Origin of the sequence: Paenarthrobacter sp. AB444 (assembly GCF_028736865.1) — a bacterium.
In the GTDB taxonomy this organism is placed as follows: Bacteria; Actinomycetota; Actinomycetes; order Actinomycetales; family Micrococcaceae; genus Arthrobacter; species Arthrobacter nicotinovorans_B.
In genome coordinates, this window is the sequence record NZ_JAQZBY010000006.1 from 20,650 (window position 1) to 41,154 (window position 20,505).

General features: G+C 64.1%; 18 protein-coding genes. 9 read left to right on the top strand and 9 right to left on the bottom strand.

The features are described 5' to 3' along the window. Window positions 1-109: 109 nt before the first annotated feature. Window positions 110-784, bottom strand: coding sequence for an MtrAB system response regulator MtrA (gene mtrA, locus PQ627_RS09150; RefSeq protein ID WP_144649950.1), 675 nt, complete (start codon window positions 782-784; stop codon window positions 110-112). Window positions 785-1,006: 222 nt separating this feature from the next. Between mtrA and PQ627_RS09155 the strand changes: the two genes are divergently transcribed. From PQ627_RS09155 to PQ627_RS09180, 6 genes are read left to right on the top strand one after another with little or no spacing between them, the layout of a single operon-like run. After that, complete coding sequence (locus PQ627_RS09155; RefSeq protein ID WP_274260261.1) at window positions 1,007-2,260, top strand: DUF7847 domain-containing protein; 1,254 nt, start codon at window positions 1,007-1,009, stop codon at window positions 2,258-2,260. Further along, the gene (locus tag PQ627_RS09160; RefSeq protein ID WP_274260263.1) at window positions 2,257-2,949 is read left to right on the top strand and encodes a DUF4129 domain-containing protein; all 693 of its coding nucleotides are present in this window, start codon (window positions 2,257-2,259) and stop codon (window positions 2,947-2,949) included. The genes PQ627_RS09155 and PQ627_RS09160 overlap by 4 nt, the downstream gene beginning before the upstream one ends. Further along, entirely contained in the window at window positions 2,946-4,145 is a 1,200-nt protein-coding gene (locus tag PQ627_RS09165; protein ID WP_274260265.1) for a DUF4350 domain-containing protein, read from the top strand. The genes PQ627_RS09160 and PQ627_RS09165 overlap by 4 nt, the downstream gene beginning before the upstream one ends. Continuing rightward, window positions 4,142-5,233: an AAA family ATPase gene (locus PQ627_RS09170; RefSeq protein WP_144659782.1), complete on the top strand. Its 1,092-nt coding sequence runs from the start codon at window positions 4,142-4,144 to the stop codon at window positions 5,231-5,233. The genes PQ627_RS09165 and PQ627_RS09170 overlap by 4 nt, the downstream gene beginning before the upstream one ends. A 29-nt stretch (window positions 5,234-5,262) precedes the next feature. Next, on the top strand, window positions 5,263-6,555 hold the full coding sequence (locus PQ627_RS09175; RefSeq protein ID WP_274260268.1) for a DUF58 domain-containing protein: 1,293 nt from the start codon (window positions 5,263-5,265) through the stop codon (window positions 6,553-6,555). Between the two features lie 24 nt (window positions 6,556-6,579). Next, window positions 6,580-7,299, top strand: a complete 720-nt coding sequence (locus PQ627_RS09180; protein ID WP_274260270.1) for a DUF4166 domain-containing protein — start codon at window positions 6,580-6,582, stop codon at window positions 7,297-7,299. A gap of 39 nt (window positions 7,300-7,338) precedes the next feature. On the opposite strand, the gene PQ627_RS09185 is transcribed toward PQ627_RS09180, so the two are convergent. Both PQ627_RS09185 and PQ627_RS09190 read right to left on the bottom strand, forming a co-directional pair. Further along, a complete protein-coding gene (locus PQ627_RS09185; protein ID WP_274260271.1) occupies window positions 7,339-8,373 on the bottom strand; it encodes a hypothetical protein in 1,035 nt (344 codons plus the stop codon). Between the two features lie 3 nt (window positions 8,374-8,376). Next, window positions 8,377-8,766 (bottom strand): chorismate mutase, encoded by a 390-nt coding sequence (locus PQ627_RS09190; protein WP_144659778.1) that lies wholly within the window; start codon window positions 8,764-8,766, stop codon window positions 8,377-8,379. A gap of 92 nt (window positions 8,767-8,858) precedes the next feature. Between PQ627_RS09190 and PQ627_RS09195 the strand changes: the two genes are divergently transcribed. Continuing rightward, window positions 8,859-9,515, top strand: coding sequence for an NADPH-dependent F420 reductase (locus PQ627_RS09195; protein WP_274260272.1), 657 nt, complete (start codon window positions 8,859-8,861; stop codon window positions 9,513-9,515). Window positions 9,516-9,581: 66 nt separating this feature from the next. On the opposite strand, the gene PQ627_RS09200 is transcribed toward PQ627_RS09195, so the two are convergent. The 4 genes from PQ627_RS09200 to PQ627_RS09215 all read right to left on the bottom strand — a co-directional run bounded on the left by PQ627_RS09200 (window position 9,582) and on the right by PQ627_RS09215 (window position 15,156). Next, window positions 9,582-11,288 carry a dipeptide ABC transporter ATP-binding protein gene (locus PQ627_RS09200; protein ID WP_274260274.1) on the bottom strand — a complete coding sequence of 569 codons (1,707 nt, stop codon included), beginning with the start codon at window positions 11,286-11,288 and terminating at the stop codon, window positions 9,582-9,584. Further along, the gene (locus tag PQ627_RS09205; RefSeq protein ID WP_144659775.1) at window positions 11,285-12,292 is read right to left on the bottom strand and encodes an ABC transporter permease; all 1,008 of its coding nucleotides are present in this window, start codon (window positions 12,290-12,292) and stop codon (window positions 11,285-11,287) included. Before PQ627_RS09205 ends, PQ627_RS09200 begins: the two co-directional genes overlap by 4 nt. Before the next feature lie 2 nt (window positions 12,293-12,294). Then, window positions 12,295-13,386, bottom strand: a complete 1,092-nt coding sequence (locus PQ627_RS09210; protein WP_144659774.1) for an ABC transporter permease — start codon at window positions 13,384-13,386, stop codon at window positions 12,295-12,297. A 141-nt stretch (window positions 13,387-13,527) separates the two neighbouring features. Continuing rightward, window positions 13,528-15,156 carry an ABC transporter substrate-binding protein gene (locus PQ627_RS09215; RefSeq protein ID WP_144659773.1) on the bottom strand — a complete coding sequence of 543 codons (1,629 nt, stop codon included), beginning with the start codon at window positions 15,154-15,156 and terminating at the stop codon, window positions 13,528-13,530. Between the two features lie 246 nt (window positions 15,157-15,402). On the opposite strand from PQ627_RS09215, the gene PQ627_RS09220 reads away from it, so the two are divergent. Next, window positions 15,403-16,230 (top strand): caspase family protein, encoded by an 828-nt coding sequence (locus PQ627_RS09220; RefSeq protein WP_274260280.1) that lies wholly within the window; start codon window positions 15,403-15,405, stop codon window positions 16,228-16,230. Between the two features lie 10 nt (window positions 16,231-16,240). Here the strand turns inward: PQ627_RS09220 and PQ627_RS09225 are convergent, their stop codons facing one another. Then, window positions 16,241-17,866 (bottom strand): hypothetical protein, encoded by a 1,626-nt coding sequence (locus tag PQ627_RS09225; protein WP_274260282.1) that lies wholly within the window; start codon window positions 17,864-17,866, stop codon window positions 16,241-16,243. A 93-nt stretch (window positions 17,867-17,959) separates the two neighbouring features. After that, window positions 17,960-19,081, bottom strand: a complete 1,122-nt coding sequence (mnmA, locus tag PQ627_RS09230; RefSeq protein ID WP_274260594.1) for a tRNA 2-thiouridine(34) synthase MnmA — start codon at window positions 19,079-19,081, stop codon at window positions 17,960-17,962. A 176-nt stretch (window positions 19,082-19,257) separates the two neighbouring features. On the opposite strand from mnmA, the gene PQ627_RS09235 reads away from it, so the two are divergent. Next, complete coding sequence (locus PQ627_RS09235; RefSeq protein ID WP_274260284.1) at window positions 19,258-20,505, top strand: NAD(P)/FAD-dependent oxidoreductase; 1,248 nt, start codon at window positions 19,258-19,260, stop codon at window positions 20,503-20,505.

Genomic DNA, 20,505 nt, shown 5'->3' on the forward strand with positions numbered 1-20,505 from the left:
CTGGGCGGGCGCGCCGGACTGTCCAGCGGTGTCGGTGCCGACGCCGTCCGTCCCGGTAGCTACTGGCCCCGTGCTGCTGCCCTGCTTGCCGGCTTCTCCGGCCGGAGACTCAGGAACCTGCTTTATATCCGACACCACGCACCGTCAAAACGACCTCGGGCGCCTCAGGATCGCGTTCAATCTTGGAGCGCAGACGCTGGACGTGCACATTGACCAGGCGCGTGTCAGCGGCGTGCCGGTATCCCCACACCTGTTCAAGGAGCAATTCGCGGGTGAAAACCTGCCACGGCTTACGTGCCAAGGCCACCAAGAGGTCGAACTCGAGGGGGGTCAGCGAGATACGCTCGCCACCGCGGGTCACCAGGTGCCCGGCGACGTCAATGGTCACATCCGCGATCCGCAGGGTTTCGGGGGCCTTCTGTTCGCCCGGGCGGAGCCGCGCCCGGACACGGGCAACGAGTTCGGCTGGCTTGAAAGGCTTGGGCACGTAGTCATCCGCGCCGGACTCGAGTCCCCTGACAACGTCCGAGGTATCCGACTTCGCGGTGAGCATGACGATGGGGACATCCGATTCCCCCCGGATCTGGCGGCATACCTCAATACCGTCGGAGCCGGGCAACATGAGGTCCAGAAGCACCAGGTCCGGCTTGGACGAGCGGAACACCTCAAGAGCTTGGCCGCCATCTGCGCAGAACACCGGCTCGAAGCCATCATTGCGCAGGACGATGCCAATCATCTCTGCGAGTGCTTCGTCGTCGTCAACTACCAGAATGCGTGCCTTCATAGTTATATATTCCCTTATCACCAAGTCTTTGTCCTGCTGGGCGCCGCGCACGGCATGGCGCACCCAAGGGGCAATTCCACCGTACTGCACTTCACTTCACGCGCCCGCGAACTCCGGCCGTGCGGCGGGCTATGAGGGACGACGGCGGGACTATAGGCTGGGTGCGAAGGTCCGCATGGGGGACGTCGAATGTCGACGGACAGGACCTCATGGGGAGGAAACGTGTCACAGCCTGAGCACGGCCAGCATCGGCCACCCGGCGGCCAACCGTCGTGGGGAAACCGGCCACAGTGGGGCGGCCAACCGGCCTGGGGAAACCAGCCACAGTGGGGCGGGCCCTCGGCATGGCCACCTCCGCAGGGACCCGCGCAGGGCCCGCAAGCCCAGCCAGCGTCGGGATGGCCGTCAGGTGCCCCGGGATGGCCGGCAGGTGGACCTTACGGCCAGCCCCAGTACATTGCTCCTCCCAAGCCCGGAGTCATCCCCTTGCGGCCGTTGCAGTTCGGCGAAATCCTGGACGGCTCCTTCCAGACCATTCGCCGCAACGCTGCCTCGATGTTTGGCTCTGCCTTGATCGTGCAGGCGCTGGGAGCAGCGATCATCGGCGTCATCACGTTCCTGATGTTCCAGATGACGGTCACGTTTGAATCCGTTGAATCCAGGGCCGAATTCGACCAAGCGATGGGTCCTTTCATCGCCTTGGCCGCGGGAGCGATGGGCGCCTCCGTCCTGATCGGCCTCCTGGGATCCGTACTTCAGGGGGTGTTGGCAGTCCCTGTAGCCCGTTCGGTCCTCAACCGGCGGACCGGTTTCAAGCAGATGTGGAAGCTCGCAGGGAAAAGGATCCTGCCGCTGTTGGGCGTTGCAGGGTTGCTGACCTTCGGCGGGCTGCTTGCCGTGGCCGCTGTAGTGGGCATCGCCGTGTTGTTGATTACGGCCATGGGACCCGGTGCCGTGCTGATCGTGCTTCCCCTGGGCCTCGGATCAGTGATTGTCTTTGTTTGGATCGGCCTGAAACTCATGCTCGCACCCGCGGTCATCGTCGTCGAACACACGGGCGTTTATGACGGCCTCCTCCGTTCGTGGCGACTGACCCGGAACAACTGGTGGCGCATCTTCGGTATCACCCTCGTCGTGGCCATCATGCTGGGGATCATTGCCCAGATTGTGCAGATTCCGGCGTCCCTGGCCATCGGTTTCATTGGCGGGACCGTGTCCCCCCACCCTGATGAGCAAAGCACTGCGTCCATTCTGATGGTCAGCACGATCGTTTCCACGGCAATACAAGCGCTGGTGGGGTCCGTGACGTTCGCCTTCCAGTCATCGGTCTCCGCACTGATCTACATGGACCTGCGCATGCGCCGCGAGGGCCTGGATGTCGAACTGATGCGGATGGCCGAAACGGGTGCCAATCCGGACGGGGTACCGGGTGGCCCTTCGGTCCAGCCGGGCACCGCCGCGTGGCCGCCGGCATGACGGCAATCCGCGCCGACGTCGTCGGTCCCTTGCTTTCACTGGAACCGCCCGTGACTCCGGACCGTGAGGAAGCCCGGCGATGGGCCATCGAGGAACTCTCGAAGCCCCAGTATCCTGACGCCACACCCGGATGGCTGGAGCAGCTGTGGCGGGATTTCCTTGACTGGTTGTCCTCGCTGGAAGGAGACGGCACAAGCGCCGACACCAACTTCGCCCTTCCCCTGATAGTCATCCTGGCCGTTGCACTCATCGTCGTGGCCGTTGTCGTGGTCCGGCCCCGCCTGAACGCACGCCGGGCATCGCGGCAGGAGGACATCTACGGCGCCGACAGCACCATGAATGCCGACGACTACCGGACGCGCGCGTCAGCAGCTGCCGACGACGGCGACTGGGCCGCCGCCGTCGTCGACCACTTCCGCGCGGTGGTCCGGTCGGCTGAAGAGCGCGACATCATCGCTGTCCGCGCCGGCAGGACCGCCGACGAAGCGGCGGCACAACTGGGGCAGGTGTTCGGCGCAGCGCAGCAGCGCCTGGTCGATGCTGCGCGCCTCTTCGACGCCGTGCGTTACGGGGAACAAAACGCGACGCGCACAGACTACGGGTCCCTGCGCGACCTCGATGCCGAGCTGCTGGGGATGAAGCCTGACTTCGCCGGGTCCGTCGATTCGGGATTCGCGGTGCCGCGATGACGATGACTGCCAACGAGGCTCCCCTTCCCTTGGAGTCGGACCAGGCCGGGGGATCCACCGGCCCGGGTTTTTCCAACTGGTTTCGGAAGCACCTCACCTGGATAGCTCTCGGAGCCGTGCTGGTGGCTTTGGTGACCTATCTTGCCGTAAGCAATATGTCCGGAACCGCGGATCCCCGGACCTTATCCGCGCGGAACCCGGCCCCGGATGGGGCCATGGCTGCGGCGGAAATCCTGGGACGGCACGGAGTGAACCTGACCGCCACGGATTCCTTTGACCAGACCATGTCAGCGTTGGCGGACAACGACCGGGCCACGGTCCTGCTCTACGATCCCCGCGGACACCTGGACCGGTCCCGAGTGGAGGACCTCGCTGCCGCCGCCGACCACGTAGTGGTGGTCAAGCCCCGCCTGAAGACCCTCAACGGACTCGGACCCGGTTTCAAGCCCGGCGGAGTCATTCCGGGAGACCAGACCGTCGTCGAGGCTGCCTGTTCCGTGGAGGATGCGATGGCAGCAGGTCCCATCTCGGCGCAAGGGTCCGTCTTCTCGGGGCCCCAGGTCTGCTACTCCGGCCCCGCCGAGAGGACTGGTTTGTATGCAGCCTCGGCCGACGGCCGGATCATCGTTCTCGGGAGCACGGACATCCTGGACAACGAGCACCTTGCCCTGCAGGGGAACGCCGCCTTGGCTCTGCGGACCCTGGGGAACAACCCGGAGCTGCTCTGGTACCTGCCCGGGGTCAAGGACGTTGCCGCAACAGACAAGGCTCCAACGCTCAGCGAACTGGCCCCGGCATGGTTGGCGTACGCCGGGCCATGGCTGGGCGCGGTGACGCTGCTTGCGATCCTCTGGCGCGGACGCCGCATGGGACCGTTGGTGTTCGAACCTCTCCCCGTTGTGGTCAAGGCGGCTGAGACGGCTGAGGGACGGGCCAGGCTGTACCAGGACGCACGGGCCGTCAACCGGGCAGCCGACAACTTGAGGGCAGGCACCCTGAGCCGCCTGGCCCGCCACTTCAACCTCGGAGCGGACCCCACCGCGGATGCCGTGGTGGACGCGGCCGCCCGGCGCCTGGAACGCACGGGCCCTGAAGTACGGTCCGTCCTGGTCGACTTCATGCCGGGGACCGAAGGACAGCTGGTGCAATGGGCACAAGAACTTGAACGAATGGAAGAGGAGGCGAAGAACCGATGAGCAGCCAGCCGAACAGCTACACGGACAGCAACAGCCAGTACACGGGTGGAGCGATGCCAATCCCACAAAACCAGCCGGAACAACACCCCCAACAGCACAGCGCAGCGGCCGGTGCCGACACCGGCTACCGGCGTGCCGAGGACCCGGCACGCCAGTCGCTCCTGAACGTCCGTGCCGAAGTAGGCAAGGCCGTGGTTGGCCAGGATCCTACGGTGACGGGGATGCTGATCGCCCTGCTCTGTGGCGGGCATGTCCTCCTGGAAGGCGTCCCGGGTGTGGCCAAGACCCTCCTGGTGAGGGCCTTGTCCACGGCCCTGAGCTTGGACACCAAGCGGGTGCAGTTCACACCGGACCTGATGCCCGGCGACGTCACCGGGTCGCTGGTCTATGACTCCCACTCATCGGAATTCACGTTCCGCGAAGGCCCCGTCTTCACCAACATCATGTTGGCGGACGAAATCAACCGGACACCTCCAAAGACCCAGGCCTCCCTGCTGGAAGCCATGGAAGAGCGGCAGGTTTCCGTGGACGGTGTTTCCCGTCCCCTGCCGGTTCCCTTCATCGTGGCGGCAACGCAGAACCCGGTGGAGTACGAAGGCACCTATCCCCTGCCCGAGGCACAGCTTGACCGGTTCCTCCTCAAACTGACCATGCCGCTACCTGGGCGCACAGAGGAGATCGAGGTCATCCGGCGCCACGCCAACGGATTCGATCCCAAGGACCTGGCAGCAGCCGGTGTTCGGCCTGTAGCGGGGGCCTCGGACCTCTCAACCGCACAGGCGGCCGTGGCACAGGTTGCCGTGGCTCCCGAACTGTTGGGATACATCGTCGACATCGTCCGGGCAACGCGGTCCGCACCGTCATTCCAGCTTGGCGTCTCCCCCCGTGGCGCCACCGCGCTGCTCAACACGGCCAAGGCCTGGGCCTGGCTGTCCGGGAGGTCTTTCGTGACTCCTGATGACGTCAAGGCATTATCGCTTCCGTGCCTCCGGCACAGGGTGGGCCTGCGGCCTGAAGCCCAGATGGACGGCATCCACGTGGACGACGTCCTCGGGAGCATCCTCGCGTCGGTTCCGGTGCCGCGGTGATCCCCTTCTGCCCGGTTGCGGGAGCCTGAATGGCCATCACGGGTCGCTTCGTAGTGTTTGCCCTTGCCGGGTTGGTACCACTGGTGGTGTTTCCGGTCTGGCTGACAGTCCTGCTGGTGTGTGTGGTCCTGCTGCTTGCCCTGGTCCTCGATCTTGTGCTGGCCGCATCTCCTGCAAAGCTCCTCGTCGAACGCCAGCAACCGGGAAATGTCACTTTGTCGGGCACCGCGGAGTCCGTAGTTACGGTGAACAATGCCACCGGGCGGAAACTGACGGCCATCATCAGGGATGCGTGGCAGCCATCGGCCGGAGCCACCAATGCTGTTCAGCGGATGACCGTGCCGTCCGGCGAGCGCCGCCGGATGACGGTGACGCTGACACCCAGGAGACGCGGCGACCTGCACAGCCCGCACATCACCATCCGGTCCTTGGGCCCCTTGGGATTGGCCGCCAGACAGCGAACACGGCCACTGCCTGGACAGCTGCGGGTTCTGCCCCCGTTTCATTCAAAACGGCACCTTCCCTCCAAGCTCCGGAAGCTCAGGGAGCTGGATGGCAAGGCTGCAGTGCAGATCCGGGGTGCCGGCACGGAGTTCGACTCCTTGCGCGACTACGTCCGGGGCGATGACGTCCGGTCCATCGATTGGCGGGCGACGGCCCGCCGCTCCTCCGTCGTCGTCCGGACCTGGCGCCCTGAACGCGACCGTCGCGTCGTCATCGTGCTTGACACCTCCCGCACAGCGGCCGCCCGGATCGAGGACGAACCGCGGCTGGATACCGGAATCGAGGCAGCGTTGTTGCTCGCGGTGCTGGCCGAACGCGGCGGAGACCGCGTCGACTTCCTCGCCTACGACCGCCGGCTGCGTGCCCGGGTGGAATCGGCGTCGAAGGGCAACCTTCTGGGCCAGCTGGTCCAGGCGATGGCCCCCTTGGAGGCCGAACTCATTGAGCTGGACTGGCAGCAGATACCCGGGCAGGTCCGCTCCGTCTCGGCGCACCGCTCGCTGGTGGTGCTGTTGACAGCGCTCGACGGCGGCGCCCCGGAAGAGGGTCTCCTCCCCACGGTGGCGCAATTGTCCCGCCAGCACGTTGTTGTTGTGGTTACGGTCCGCGATCCCCTGCTTGCGGCGATGAAGGCCGAACGGACCACTGCCAGCCAGGTCTTCCGGGCCGCCGCGGCTGAGCGCGCGCTCCTTGAACGAGCCGCAGTCACTGCCCAGCTCCGGCAGCTGGGAGCCGAAGTGGTGGACGCCGAGCCGCTGGAGGTTCCACCCCTGCTGGCTGATACCTATATCCGGCTCAAGGCAGCCGGCCGCCTCTAGTTCCCGCGTTCAGAAAGGATGTCCATGAATATCCCCATTTACCAGCTGGCCCTCGGCGAAGACTTCGGCAAGCTGGCACCGGAGCTCCAGGACTACTTTTCCCTGGCAGCCGGTTCCGGGACTTATGGAATCGGTCAAGGAGTCTTCGATGTGGTGGGCTGCCGCCAGACATGGCTGCGGCCGTTGCTCGCCCTCACAGGGAGCGAAGAGGCTTTCTTTCCGGAATACGGCGAGGGAATCCCGTTCCGAATCGAAAACCACGCCCACGTCGATCCTTTTGGGCGCCCGGCGCTGACGGCCAGGCGGGAGATCTACTTCCCCGGCGGCACCCGGCTGTTCCACGACACCACCAGCGCCACTTTGCCATCAGAGGACAAGCGCGGTGGGCGGGCGCGGCTGGTGGACCATGTTGGCCGATACCGCCGCCTGGTCACGGACCTCGATATCAGCGTCACTGCCGAGGGCCGGCTTCGAGGTGTTTCGCAGGCAAGCCGCTTGTTCCTGGGCCCGCTGCGCATCCCCCTGCCGGCAGCACTGGATGCCAAGGCCTATGCCGAACAATGGTGGGACGCCGCTGAGGGCAAGCACCGCATCCAGGTCAAAGTAATCCAGCCTCAGATCGGACTGGTGCTGGTCTATGCCGGGCGTTTCGACTACCGGCTGGCACCATATTTGCCGGGAGTCGCACCAGGCACAGCACTTCCGCGCTATGCCGAACCGGACCGCTGGGAACAACGGATTTAGCGCTCGCCCCATGGCGCCAAGGCGGTTGGGACTTCCTTGCTAGCCCTGCGCCAATTGGTCCAGGCCGTCGGCGACGTGGGTCAGTTTTGTCAGCACGGCCCTTGCCGCTGCAGGGGTAAAGCCCTCAAGTCCGGTGGACGGGGTGACCCGGAGCCCCGAGAGGCCAGACGCCTGAAGGCCGAGCTGGCGCCATGGCTTCCAGATGCTTTCCACTATCGCAGCGGTCCTGGGAAGCACGGCCCCCGGATCCTCGGTGGGCAAAGCACCGGCCCACAGCCGCTTGCCGCTCTCCACGGCACCGGCCAGCTGCTCCCACTGACGGGTGGTCAGCGCCCTGAGCGGCACCGCGACGCCATCGGCACCGGCGGCGAGGATGCGATCGATCGGGGCTTCGATTTCAGGGACGGAGATGATGGTTTCGACGGCGCCCGCGGCCTTCAGTGCGTCGATCACCAGCCGCCAGGCTCCCGTGACTTCCTCGCCCCGAACGGATCGAAGCGTCCGGTAACCGCTCGCCGTCGGAATGGTTCCTGCCATCACCGCAGCGATATCCGGCTCGTCCACCTGGACCACTATCCGTGCTTCGGGAACAGCGGCTGAGACTTTGCGAAGGTGTTCGGCCACGCCCGCAGCCAATGACTCCGCGATATCCCGCCTGGCCCCATAGTCAAGCAGGGCACGTTCACCGTTGTGCAGGTGAAGGCTTGCGGCGAGGGTCAACGGTCCCATCAGCTGGAGTTTGAGCTCAGTCGCAGACACGTCTTCGGCACCGGCGACATCGGCCAGGATGTTGATGTCCGTGGCCAGGGCCGAAGCCGCACGGCGCGAATCCTTGCCCGGCCGGTCCACCAAGCGCCAACCGTAGGGCTGCACGTCGATGTCGAGATCCACCAACAGCGAACCCGTTCGGCCCGCGGCGTCCGAACCCACTCCACGGGCCGGCAGCTCCGGGAGGAAAGGAAGGTGGGGATCCCCCAGCTCGCCCCGGATCGTCCGGATGGCCTCGGCGGGATCAGAGCCCGGCCATGGCCCCAAAGCAGTCGCGCTTGCGCGCAGCTCACTGACCAAGGACATGGATCAGGCCTGCTGGCTGGAAATCTGGTGATCCTCGGCGATTGCCTCATGGTGGCGGATCACTTCACTGATGATGAAGTTCAGGAATTTCTCGGCGAAGGCTGGATCCAGGTGTGCGTCCTCCGCAAGGCGGCGAAGCCGGGCAATTTGCGCAGCCTCGCGGCCGGGATCCCCTGCCGGCAGTTTGTGGGTTGCCTTGAGCACGCCCACTTTCTGGGTGGCCTTGAAACGCTCCGCGAGCAGGAACACGAGAGTCGCATCAATGTTGTCGATGCTGGACCGGATGGACAACAGCTCATCCATGACTGTGCGGTCGACCTGGCCGGCCAGGGAGCTGGCGGCCGGGTTGAAGGAATCGGCATCATGGGGAAAGGCGTTGTTCTGCTCGGTCATGCATCCCAGTCTATTGGGTGGGGCGCAGTGTTTTCCGCGAATGAAGCGGTGCACAATGGCAGCATCATTGCAGTCCCGGCGAAGGAGCTTTCATGAAAATAGCGGTTCTCGGCACAGGTATGGTGGGACATGCCTTGGCGGGCAAGCTGGTATCACTGGGTCACGAAGTGACCATGGGTTCCCGGGAGTCCGGCAATCCGAAGGCAACCCAGTGGGCGGAAGAGGCAGGACCTCTCGGGCACGCCGGGTCCTTTGCCCAAGCATGCTCCGGAGCCAGCCTGATCATCAACGCCACTCCGGGTACCGTGAGCCTGGCTGTCCTCGCCGAGGCCGGCGAAGAGAACCTCAACGGCAAGGTCCTCCTGGATGTCTCCAATCCGCTGGATGGCTCGAGCGGTTTTCCCCCGTCCTTGGCGGTCTGCAATACGGACAGCATCGCCGAAACCATCCAGCGGACCTACCCTCAGGTTCATGTGGTGAAGTCGCTCAACACGGTGACCGCGCCGGTGATGGTGGATCCGGGTAGGCTCCCCGCCCCGCACGAGATGTTCATGGCAGGCAATGACGCCGAGGCCAAGTCCACTGTTTCGGCTGTGCTGCAGGAGTTCGGCTGGGAGCCAGCCCACATCAGGGACCTCGGCGGCCTCGATGCCGCCCGGGCCATGGAGATGTGGCTGCCGCTGTGGTTGCGGATTTTCATGCAGCAGCCCCAAGGGAAGCTGTTCAACATCGCCATCGTCTCCGAGTAACGCCCCGCGCGTGCAGGAAGGCACGTCCCCGGGTGGGAACGTGCCTTCCTGGTTGCGGCTGCGGACTTAGCTTCCCAGAAGCGAACGGTGCGCTTCCCGCCGTCGTGCTTGCTCTTCCGGATCCGGGACCGGCAAGGAGGCGATCAGCCGCTTGGTGTAGTCGTGCTGCGGCGAGCCCATTACCTGGTTGCCGATTCCTTGCTCCACCAGATGTCCCTTGTAGAGGACACCTACCCAGTGCGACAACATGTCCACCACCGCGAGGTCATGGCTGATGAACAGGGCCGCGAAGCCGAACTGCTCCTGGATGTCCTTGAACAGGTCCAGGACTTTGGCCTGCACCGATACATCGAGCGCGGACGTCGGTTCGTCGGCGATGAGCAACCGGGGATTCAGCGCCAAGGACCGTGCGAGGGAGGCGCGCTGACGCTGCCCGCCGGAGAGTTCGTGCGGGTAGCGCTGCGCGTACGACGCCGGCAACTGGACTGACTCGAGCAGCTCGCCTACCTTCTTCCGCGCCTCAGCCGCGCCAGGCTTGGTGTGGATCATCAGCGGCTCGGCGACGCACTCACCGATGGTCAGATGCGGATTGAAGGACGCTGCCGGATCCTGGAAAACGAAGCCGATCTCTTTACGCAAGGGCCGGAAAGAGCGTTCCTTGAAGTCGAGCATCTCGTAGCCCAGGACCTTGAGGCTCCCCCCGGTTGTCCGGTTCAAACCGGCAATGGCCCGTCCGATGGTGGACTTGCCGGAGCCCGACTCTCCCACGAGGCCAAAGACCTCGTTCTCCGAAATCGTGAAACTGACGTTGTCCACGGCTTTGAAACCGTGGCTGCCAAAGCGTCCCGGGTATTCGATGGTTAGGTTCTTGGCTTCCACCAGCACTTTGCCGTCCTGGTGCAACCTGCCGCGGGCGCCTTCGGAGGCGGAGTGGCGGCCCAGGTGGGGCACTGCTGCGAGGAGCTTCTTTGTGTACTCCTGACGCGGTTCGGCGAACAGGACTTTGGCGGGGGCTTCTTCCACTACGTCGCCCTGGTACATCACTACGACGCGGTCCGCGAGGTCGGCCACCACGCCCATGTTGTGGGTAATGAGCACGATGGAGGTGCCGTAGTTGTCCCTGAGGTCCCGCAGCAGCTGGAGGATCTCGGCCTGGACTGTGACGTCAAGGGCGGTGGTGGGCTCGTCGGCAACGATCAGGCCCGGATCCAGGGCGAGCGCGGCAGCAATCACCACGCGTTGTTTCTGCCCACCGGAGAACTGGTGCGGGTAGTAGTTGACCCGGGTTTCGGGGTCGGGGATGCCCACTTTGCGGAGGGCCTCGGTGGCGCGTAGTTTTGCTTCCTTGGCGGAGATCCGCCGGCCATCGCTGGCATGGGCCCTGATGCCTTCGGCAATCTGCCAGCCTACGGTGAATACGGGGTTCAATGCGGTGGACGGCTCCTGGAAGACCATGGCGACATCCCGGCCGCGGATCGCGCGCAACGTTGATTTGCTGACGCTGATCACGTTGTTTCCCTTGATCACCACGGCACCTGAGCTGACGGCTGTTTCCGGGAGCAGGCCGAGGATGGTCTTTGCGGTGACCGTCTTGCCGGAACCGGACTCCCCCACGATCGCAACTACCTCGCCTGGGTTCACCTCCAGGCTCACGTCCTTGACGGCGTGGACATCTCCGCCGTCCGTGGCGAAGGTGACCTGGAGCCGGTCGATGGTGAGGACCGGCTGCCCTGTGGGGGCCTGGTCCGAAACATGTCCAAGGTTGGTGGTCATGGCTTACCTGCCTCTGCCGGTGCGGCCGGCGTTCCTGGTGATGCCGGAGTGCCGGCGGCTCCGCCTGCACGCTTGCGTCCGCGGATCCGGGGGTCGTTAAGGTCATTGATGCTCTCGCCTACCAGCGTGAGACCCAGGACCGTGAGTACTATCGCGATACCGGGGAAGACGCCGGTCCACCAGATACCCGAGGAGGTGTCTGCCAGTGCCTTGTTGAGGTCGAATCCCCACTCCGCGGCAGAGGTGGGCTCGATGCCGAAGCCCAGGAAGCCCAGGCCTGCCAGGGTGAGGATCGCCTCAGAGGCATTGAGGGTGAACATGAGCGGCAGTGTCCGGGTGGCGTTCTTGAAAATGTGGCGGGCAATGATGCGCATGCTGGAGGCGCCAAGCACCTTGGCCGATTCAACGAACGGCTCTGCCTTGAGCCTGATCGTCTCCGCGCGGATCACCCGGAAGTACTGCGGCACGAAGACCACCGTGATGGAGAACGCACAGGCGAAGATACCGCCCCAGAAACTGGACTGCCCACGGCTGATGACAATGGAGATGACGATCGCCAGGAGCAGGGTGGGGAAGGCATAGATGGCGTCCGCCACCACAACCAGGATCCGGTCGAGCCATCCGCCGAAGTACCCGCTGAGCAGGCCCAGGGCAACGCCGAGGAACAAAGACATCGCAACGGAGACCACAATGACGGTCACCGCGGTCTGGGAACCCCAGATAACCCGCGACAGGACGTCGTAGCCGCCGACGGTGGTGCCGAGCAGATGCTTGCCGCCGGGCGGTTCCTGTGTGGGGAAGGATCCTGAGGCGTCGCTGAGCTGGGAATAGCCGTAGGGTGCCAGCAATGGCGCAAAGATGCTCGTGAGGATGAACAGTCCGCTCAGGACGACGCCCACAATCAGCATGCCCCGCTGGAGGCCTACGCTTTTCCTCAGGTGTGAGATCACCGGGAGCCGGAAGAACAGCGGCTCCTTGGGCGCGGTGAGTGTTGGGGTGCTCATGGTCAGTACCTCACTCGGGGGTCGATGAGCGCGGCGATGATGTCCACGATGAAGTTGGTGACGGCCACGATGATGGCCAGCAGGACCACGATGCCCTGCACGGCGACGAAGTCGCGGGCGTTCAGGTACTGCACCATCTGGTAGCCGAGTCCCTTCCATTCGAAGGTTGTCTCGGTCAGCACAGCGCCACCGAGCATAAGCGCGATCTGCAGGCCCATGACCGTGATGACGGGGATGAGGGCCGGCTTGTAGGCGTGCTTTGTCACCAGCCGGAACTCGCTCACGCCCCGCGACCGGCCTGCCTCGACGTAGTCCTTGCCGAGGGTGCCGATGACGTTGGTCCGGACCAGGCGCAGGAACACACCTGCCGTGAGGAGGCCCAGGGTCGCTGCGGGGAGGATGGCATGGGAAACGATGTCGCCGAATGCGGTCATGTTGCCGCTGCGCAGGGCGTCCAGCCAGTAGATGCCCGACGGCGCTGCGAGGCTGCCCATGGCCAGTTCAGTCCGGGTGGACGCCCGGCCGGCGACAGGCAACCAACCCAGCCACGTGGAGAATGTGAGCTTCAGCAGGAGGCCGGAAAAGAACGGCGGGGTGGCGTAGCAGAGGATGGCGAAGAAACGCAGCGATGCATCCGCAGCCTTGTCGCGGCGGTAGGCGGCGATGAGGCCGAGCGGGATACCCACCATAAGGGCCACGACGACGGCGTTGAGGCTCAGTTCCAGGGTGGCCGCCCCGAAAGTGGTGAAGACCTCGGTCACAGGCCGCCGGTCCGTAATCGTGGTGCCGAAGTTGCCGGTGATCAGCTGGCCAAGATATTCGAAATACTGCACCAGCACCGGCCGGTCATAACCGGCGTCGTGGATTCTTTGGGCGAGGACGTCCGGGGGAAGCCGGCCGCCTTGTGCCGCCGTGATGGGGTCGCCGATGACCCTCATCAGGAAGAACACAAGCGTGACCAGGATGAAGACTGTGGGGATGATCAGGAAGAACCTGATCACGATGTACCTGCCGAGGCCTCCCCCGCCTTTGCTTTTGCTCTTGGGAGCAAGTATCCCGGGCTCAGCCTCGGGAACTTCTATAACTGTTGTCATTGTTACCTGTATTTCCTGCCCATGGATTGCGCGGGCTTGGCTGATGTGTGCCGGCCACGATGGTGGTCAGCAAGGGAGGCGGGACACTGGATCAGTGGCCCGCCTCCCCCATCGCAGAGTCCGTGGTTACGTGGACATCTGTTACTTGGACACTGTCCCGAGACGGAACTTGAAGGACGGGTCCAGCGTCTTGTCGACGCCGTTCACGCCGCTTCCGACGACGGCCACCTGGGCGCCCTGGAGCAGGGGCAAGGTGGAGATGTCCTTCGCCAGCGCGTTTTGGACGTCCTTGATTGCCGCTTCACGCTTGGTCTTGTCGGCTTCGGTCAGCTGCTTGGAGATGAGGTCGTTGACCGTCGGGTTGTTGTAGTGGTTCTTCAGGAAGCCGCCCTCGGGGAAGAACGGGGTGAGGTAGTTGTCGGCATCGCTGAAGTCCGGGAACCAACCGAACTGGAAGACCGGGTACTCATCTGCACGGCTTGCCTTGCTGTAGGTAACCCATTCGGTGGACTGCAGGTTCACCGTGAAGAGGCCGGACTTTTCCAGCTGCTCTTTGATCATGGCGTACTCATCACCGGAAGATCCGCCGTAGTGGTCTGGGTTGTATTGGAGGTTCAGGGCAACCTTGTCCGTGATTCCGGCATCCGCGAGGACCTTCTTGGCCTTGTCGAGGCTGGGTTTGCCGGCGTCGCCGTAGGCATCCTTGAACGACTCGTTTGCGCCGAGGAAGCCGTTGGGGACGTTGGAGTACAGGGGCAGGTAGGTGCCCTTGTAGACCTGGTCCGCGATGGCCTGGCGGTCCACGAGATTTGCTACGGCCTGGCGGACCGCAAGTGCCTTTGCCGGGTCAGCCCCCGCGGCCTTGGTTCCAAACGGCATGGTGTCAAAGTTGAAGGTGATGTAGCGGATCTCGCCGCCGGGACCGGTCAGCACCTTGACTTTGGAATCCTTGCGGAGGTCATCGATGTCCGTGGCGCTCAGGCTGCGGAAGGCGACATCGATGGCACCCTGCTGGATCTCAAGCTTCAGGTTGGTGGGGCTGGCGTAGTACTTGATGGTGGCGGCATCATTGGCAGGCTTCCCCAGGACGCCCTTGTAATCGGCGAAAGCCTTGAAGCTGATGAGCTCGTTCTTCTTGTAGCTGTCAATGGTGTACTGGCCGTAGAAGGCGTTCGCCTTGATGATCTCGTCATCGGAAAGGATCTTGTCTGCCGGGAAGACCTCGTCATCGACGATCGGGGCGGCAGGGCTGCTCAGGATCTGGCTGAAGGTTTGGTCATTGGCGTTCTTCAGTTTGAACACCACTGTGGTGGCATCGGGGGCGCTGACGCTCTCGATGTTCGTCAGCAGGGATGCCGGACCGGCGGGGTCGTTGATGGCTACCTGGCGGTCAAAGGAGAACTTCACGTCCTTGGAATCCAGGGTGTGGCCGTTGGCCCACTTGAGCCCCGACTTGAGCTTGACCGTGTATTCCGAAGGTGCCGTGAACGACGACGATTCGGCGAGGTCAGGTACCGGTTCCGCGCTGCCGGGCTTGGAGTTGAGCAGGAACGAGTAGATCTGGTTCATCACCATGAATGAACCGTTGTCGTAGGAACCTGCAGGGTCCAATGACGTGACCTTGTCGGTTGTGCCGTAGGCGATGGGGCCTGCGGCGGCCGGAGCGGATGAGGATCCGCCGCCGGAGGGGCCCGTGCATGCCGTTAAGGCGAGTGCGGAGATGCCCGCCAGCGCGATAACGCCGTGCAGGGCCTTCTTGTTCAGTGCCATCTGGTGAACCTTCTGTTCGATGGAATTAGTGCTCCGCCGTGGGATATTTGTGACGGAGCACACTCTTAGTGCCTCGATTCAACCAGACTTCGAAGCCCCCGAACCCCCAAATTCGTGATTTGAGACACAAAATTTACTTTCCAGTAGCTTCCTCCGGGAAGTACGGAGCATTGCCCGAAGGGTGCGGCAGGAATATGGTGTATCCCGGGTGCTCAACCACTGGAACACGCGTCGAAAGTCAGGCTCATGGACAAGGCAGCCCTGTGTGTGGGGATCAACAAGTTCAAGTACCTTCCACAGTCCAGTTGGCTCCAAGGCTGCGTTAACGACGCCGAGGACCTGGCGGCCCTGCTCGGGGACAGCTACGGCTTCCCGGCATCGCAGATCACCGTGTTGAGGGATGCCAAGGCCACCAAGAAGGCAGTTCTGGCCGAGATCAACACTTTGGTGGACGCTGCTGTAGCGGGCACTGTCCAACAGCTCGTTTTCACGTTCTCAAGCCACGGCACACAGATTCCCGACACCAGTGGGGACGAAGAAGACAGCCTCGATGAGGCGTTCGCCTGCTACGACATCAACAACGCCGGTGATGCCTGGGATGCCGGCACGGTCATTTCCGACGACGAACTGGCAGCGGTGTTCGCCCGGCTGCCCGATGGCGTCCTGATGGACGTGGTGCTTGATACTTGCCACAGCGGGACCGGTTTGAAGTCCCTGGACCTGATTCCAGGGCGCCGCCCGCGTTTCCTTCCGGCGCCAACGCCGCGTGCGGTCATGGCCCACGAGGACCTGGAAACACGAACATTGCGCGACCTCGTGAAAACGGCAAAGTTGTCGACTCCCGTCCTCATGGCCGCTTGCAGATCCGACCAAACCGCGGCCGATGCCCTGATGGATGGCCGGTACAATGGGGCGTTCACCTACAACCTGGTCAAGAACCTGCGCAGTGATGGAACCTTGGGCCGCGCCGATTTGCTCAAGCAGGTCAGCAAGGGACTCAAAGCCGGCGGCTTCGACCAGGTAGCGCAGCTGGAGGCGTCAAGGACTGCCCGCAAAGCTGCATGGGGAGCCTGAAAACCAGCGGCTAATCGCCGGTGCCGTGGAACTTGTCCCGCACCCCGGACGAGGCAGCTTCTTCGGCTTCGTGGTGTTCGTCCGAACCGAACAGCTGGCCCTGGCGGTCTCTGTCCATCACTGGCTTGAGCGCGGCGTAGACCAGGCGGCCACCGGCGTCGAACCTCAACAGTCCTCCCCCGCGGACGTCGATGTAGTCCCTCCCGGTCTTGACCCCGAGGCGCACATACGCTTCCCTTCGGCTCATCCGGACAGTCTGGATGAAGGAGGCTCCGATCTCGGAAATGATGAACCCGTCCGGCGAGACACGCTCGGAGGTGCGGACCCGGGTTGAGCTCAGTGGCGTGCGCCGCTCCAAGCGGGCCGCTTCCAGGAGCCGGGGGTTCTCCCAGACGAAGCGCTGCACTTCCTGGGGGTCGGATCCCAGCGCCGAGAGGCGGATGGGGTAGCGAAGGCCCCGGTAGAAGTCCACGCCGCTGATGTTGTTCAAGGAGACCCGGCGGATGCCGATGGCGGAAAACTCCGCCTGAAGTGCTTCGCGGTAGCCGTGGACGTCGTCGGGCACCATGTCGAGGTCGGCAGCGATGATGCCCCGCAGGAGGTCACGCCAGGAAACATCCACCGGCGGCATGTAGGACAGTCCACGGATCACCATCCTGAGGATCCTGGTAGCCACGATCGAGCCCGACTCGGCCAGCTGCTGCAAACTGCGGCCTTCCCCGTAACGGGCGTTCCGTTCGGACCATAGGCGTTGGACCGAGCGGAGCACTGCACCTACCACCACGGCACCGCGCGCGTGGGGCTCAGGCAACACTTGCCATCCTGCGGGCACTGCCCCGACGAACGGTTCGCGCAACGGCCCGCGGGCAAAGAGGTCCCGGGCGAAGTCGAAGAGGGAACGCATGAGGACGGAGTCATCGGTGGGCTGTGCTGGCCCCAACCTCTCGGCTGCGGCTTCGAGTTGGCGGTAGACGACGTCCTTGGAGGAAAACACGGAAAGGATTGCCACGATGTCGGCCAATGCCTCATGCATTGCCAGTTGTTCCATGGTGGCCATCTGGTCGGCCCACGCCGGCCGGTATCCATCCAGGATCGCGTGGGTCACCTCATGGGCAACGATGTCACGGTACAAGGCCGTGGGAACCTTGTACCCCATGCGGTCCACCGAACCGAAGCGGATGATGTTGGTTCCGCGCTCGTAGCCGGTATCGGTGGCCGTCACGAGGTCGCGGGCTTTGAGCACCACCCGCCCCTCGGGATTCCACGGCATGCGCCTGCCGAGCGTGGATTCAAAGATGTCCAAGGTGTTCATGGCCACGCCGTAAACGTGCTGGGCCAGGAAACGGGTGTCGTCCAGGAGTTCGCGCAAGCCCGCTGGCGGAGGTTCAGAAATCAACCGCCAGGGATCGCCCTGCTGCGTCAGGGTTACCGGCGAGACAGTGGTCCCCCGCCATTTCCGGATGTGGATCGCATAGCGGTGGCCGGTGGGACCGCGCCGCAACCGTTCAACGGGAATGCGGACCTGCGCCGTCAGGGGTGGCCCACCGCCTGCGCCGATTGGACCCTCGGCGAGGATCGTCACCGAGACCATTTGCCCGGCTTTGATATCTCCCGGGCCCTTCTTTGGAAATGCCACAGTCATCGCCACCCCGAGTGCGGACCCCACACACCGCAGCGGAAGCGCTGCTTAGCCCAGTATGGAGGTGGCTGATGACGGAGGCAATGGCTCCTAGAGGGCTACCCGCTGAAGTGAGCGCGCGGCGTCGATGGTTGCCTGTCCCAAAACCCGGCTGCCCTGGTAGAGGACGACGGTCTGGCCGGGGGCCACACCGCGCAACGGATCCTTCAAAGTAACCACCAGCTGCGCCCGTTCCACGCCGGACTCGTCCTCGACCGCTTCGACGCGGGCGACTGCCGGCACGGGATCGCCGTGGGCACGGACCTGGGCGTAGCAATCGAATTCTTCACCCGTGGCAACTTCGGAGATGGGCAGACCGGCCCAGGAAACCTTGATGCCGCGGATCTCATCGATCGCCAGGAGGGCTTCAGGACCCACGACCACTTTGTTTTCCTTCGGGCGGATCTCAAGGACGAACCGGGGCTTGCCATCGGCGGCAGGAGTTCCCAGCTTGAGGCCACGCCGCTGCCCCACAGTGAAGGCGTTGGCTCCCGGGTGCTCGCCGACCTTGGCGCCGGTCTCATCGACGATGTCGCCGGTGGTCATTTCGATCTTTTCTGCCAGCCAACCCCGGGTGTCGCCGTCGGAGATGAAGCAGATGTCGTGGCTGTCAGGCTTGTTCGCCACTGACAGGCCACGCCGCTCTGCCTCTGCGCGGACCTCGGCCTTGGAAGGGGTGTCCGCCAGGGGGAACATGGAGTGCTTGAGCTGCTCGTGGGTCAGGACGCCCAGGACGTAACTCTGGTCCTTGGCCCAGTCGGCAGCGCGGTGGAGTTCAGGGTTACCGTCGGCATCCTCGATGACCTTGGCGTAGTGCCCCGTGCAGACGGCGTCGAAGCCAAGCGCTATGGCCTTTTCGAGCAAGGCGGCAAACTTGATGCGCTCGTTGCAGCGCATGCAGGGGTTGGGCGTCCGACCGGCGGCGTATTCGTCGATGAAGTCCTGGACGACGTCTTCCTTGAAACGCTCGGAGAAGTCCCATACGTAGTACGGAATTCCGAGGACGTCGCAGGCACGCCATGCATCACGGGAGTCCTCGATGGTGCAGCAACCCCGGCTTCCGGTGCGCAGGGTCCCCGGCATACGGGACAGCGCGAGGTGGACCCCCACGACGTCGTGCCCGGCCTCGACGGCCCGGGCGGCGGCAACGGCGGAGTCCACTCCGCCGCTCATTGCTGCAAGTACTCGCATGCTGGCTTTCTGTAAAAGGGATTGGCACCCATCGGCTCCTGATGGCCCCGGGTCGCCCATCCATTCTAGCGTGCGATACCACGCCCGCGGGAAATCCCCTTGACGGACCCACCGGAGGCTTCTAAAGTCAAAGATATTGCTTTTAGAATCGAGTGGACATGGCACACGAAGCAATCGTCATTGTCGGCGGCGGACTGGCAGGCGCCACTGCCGCCAAGACCCTCCGGACCGAAGGGTACGCAGGAGCGCTCACGCTCCTGGGGGCTGAAGCGCGGACCCCCTACATACGGCCTCCCCTTTCGAAGGAGTTCCTCCTGGGAAAAGCCGACGAAGAATCCGTGGAGGTGGTCCCCGGGGATTGGTACCGGGAGAACGACGTCGAACTCCTCCTTGGCGCCACGGCCACCGGATTCGATCCCGGCAGCCACACCGTCACGCTGGCCGACGACCGGACGCTTCAGTACGGCAAACTGCTGCTTGCCACGGGAGCCCAGCCCCGCAGGATTCCCCTGCCCGGGGCGGACCTGGACGGCGTCATGACATTCAGGACCTTCCAGGACAGTCTGAAGCTCAGGTCGCTCCTGGCCGACGGGGGCCGCAAGGTGGTCATGGTCGGATCCGGTTGGATCGGCATGGAACTCGCTGCCGCTGCGCGCAGCTATGGAAACGACGTGACCCTGCTCGGCCTCGAAGAAATCCCGCTGAGTGTGGCCATCGGACCCGAGCTTGGCAGTTACTTCCGGCGGGTGCATGAAGAACAGGGCGTCAACTTCCGCTTGCCCGCGAGCGCGGCCGCCATTGAAGGCCGGGAGGGGCGGGCCACAGCGGTCCGTACCGATTCCGGCGAAACCCTGCCCGCCGACGTCGTCATCATCGCAGTGGGCGTTGTCCCGGATACGGCGCTGGCAGAGGCCGCTGGCTTGGAACTGCGCAACGGGATCCTGGTGGATGCCGGCCTGCGCACCAGTGCCCCGGATGTCTTGGCGGCCGGGGATGCAGCCAACGCCTTGCACCCCTTTACCGGCGGGCACCATCGCAGCGAACATTGGGCCAATGCGCTCAACGGCGGGAAAGTGGCGGCCAAGTCCATGCTGGGGCAGGATGCCGTGTTGGATGTGGTGCCGTACTTCTACACGGACCAATTCACCGTCAGCATGGAGTATTCCGGCTACCCGTCGCTGGCTTCAGGGGCATCGCCAGTGATCCGCGGCTCCATGGAGGAGGGCAGTTTCATCGCCTTTTGGCTACAGCAGGACAGGGTTGTTGCGGGAATGAGCATCAATCAGCGGCGCGTCCACAAACCCATCAAGGCGCTCATTTCCGGTCGCGTCGCAGTGGATGCCGGCCGCCTCACTGACCCTGAGGTGCCACTGGAAGAACTGCTGCCAGAGGCCAACCAGCCATAG

Excerpts from the sequence above, each read along its gene's own strand:
- PQ627_RS09190 (WP_144659778.1), bottom strand. The coding sequence starts at position 8,766 with ATGACCGAGCAGAACAACGCCTTTCCCCATGATGCCGATTCCTTCAAC.
- PQ627_RS09220 (WP_274260280.1), top strand. The coding sequence starts at position 15,403 with ATGGACAAGGCAGCCCTGTGTGTGGGGATCAACAAGTTCAAGTACCTT.
- PQ627_RS09175 (WP_274260268.1), top strand. The coding sequence starts at position 5,263 with ATGGCCATCACGGGTCGCTTCGTAGTGTTTGCCCTTGCCGGGTTGGTA.
- PQ627_RS09210 (WP_144659774.1), bottom strand. The coding sequence starts at position 13,386 with ATGACAACAGTTATAGAAGTTCCCGAGGCTGAGCCCGGGATACTTGCT.
- PQ627_RS09180 (WP_274260270.1), top strand. The coding sequence starts at position 6,580 with ATGAATATCCCCATTTACCAGCTGGCCCTCGGCGAAGACTTCGGCAAG.
- PQ627_RS09160 (WP_274260263.1), top strand. The coding sequence starts at position 2,257 with ATGACGGCAATCCGCGCCGACGTCGTCGGTCCCTTGCTTTCACTGGAA.
- PQ627_RS09235 (WP_274260284.1), top strand. The coding sequence starts at position 19,258 with ATGGCACACGAAGCAATCGTCATTGTCGGCGGCGGACTGGCAGGCGCC.
- PQ627_RS09200 (WP_274260274.1), bottom strand. The coding sequence starts at position 11,288 with ATGACCACCAACCTTGGACATGTTTCGGACCAGGCCCCCACAGGGCAG.
- mtrA (WP_144649950.1), bottom strand. The coding sequence starts at position 784 with ATGAAGGCACGCATTCTGGTAGTTGACGACGACGAAGCACTCGCAGAG.
- PQ627_RS09185 (WP_274260271.1), bottom strand. The coding sequence starts at position 8,373 with ATGTCCTTGGTCAGTGAGCTGCGCGCAAGCGCGACTGCTTTGGGGCCA.
- mnmA (WP_274260594.1), bottom strand. The coding sequence starts at position 19,081 with ATGAGCGGCGGAGTGGACTCCGCCGTTGCCGCCGCCCGGGCCGTCGAG.
- PQ627_RS09205 (WP_144659775.1), bottom strand. The coding sequence starts at position 12,292 with ATGAGCACCCCAACACTCACCGCGCCCAAGGAGCCGCTGTTCTTCCGG.
- PQ627_RS09195 (WP_274260272.1), top strand. The coding sequence starts at position 8,859 with ATGAAAATAGCGGTTCTCGGCACAGGTATGGTGGGACATGCCTTGGCG.
- PQ627_RS09165 (WP_274260265.1), top strand. The coding sequence starts at position 2,946 with ATGACGATGACTGCCAACGAGGCTCCCCTTCCCTTGGAGTCGGACCAG.
- PQ627_RS09215 (WP_144659773.1), bottom strand. The coding sequence starts at position 15,156 with ATGGCACTGAACAAGAAGGCCCTGCACGGCGTTATCGCGCTGGCGGGC.
- PQ627_RS09170 (WP_144659782.1), top strand. The coding sequence starts at position 4,142 with ATGAGCAGCCAGCCGAACAGCTACACGGACAGCAACAGCCAGTACACG.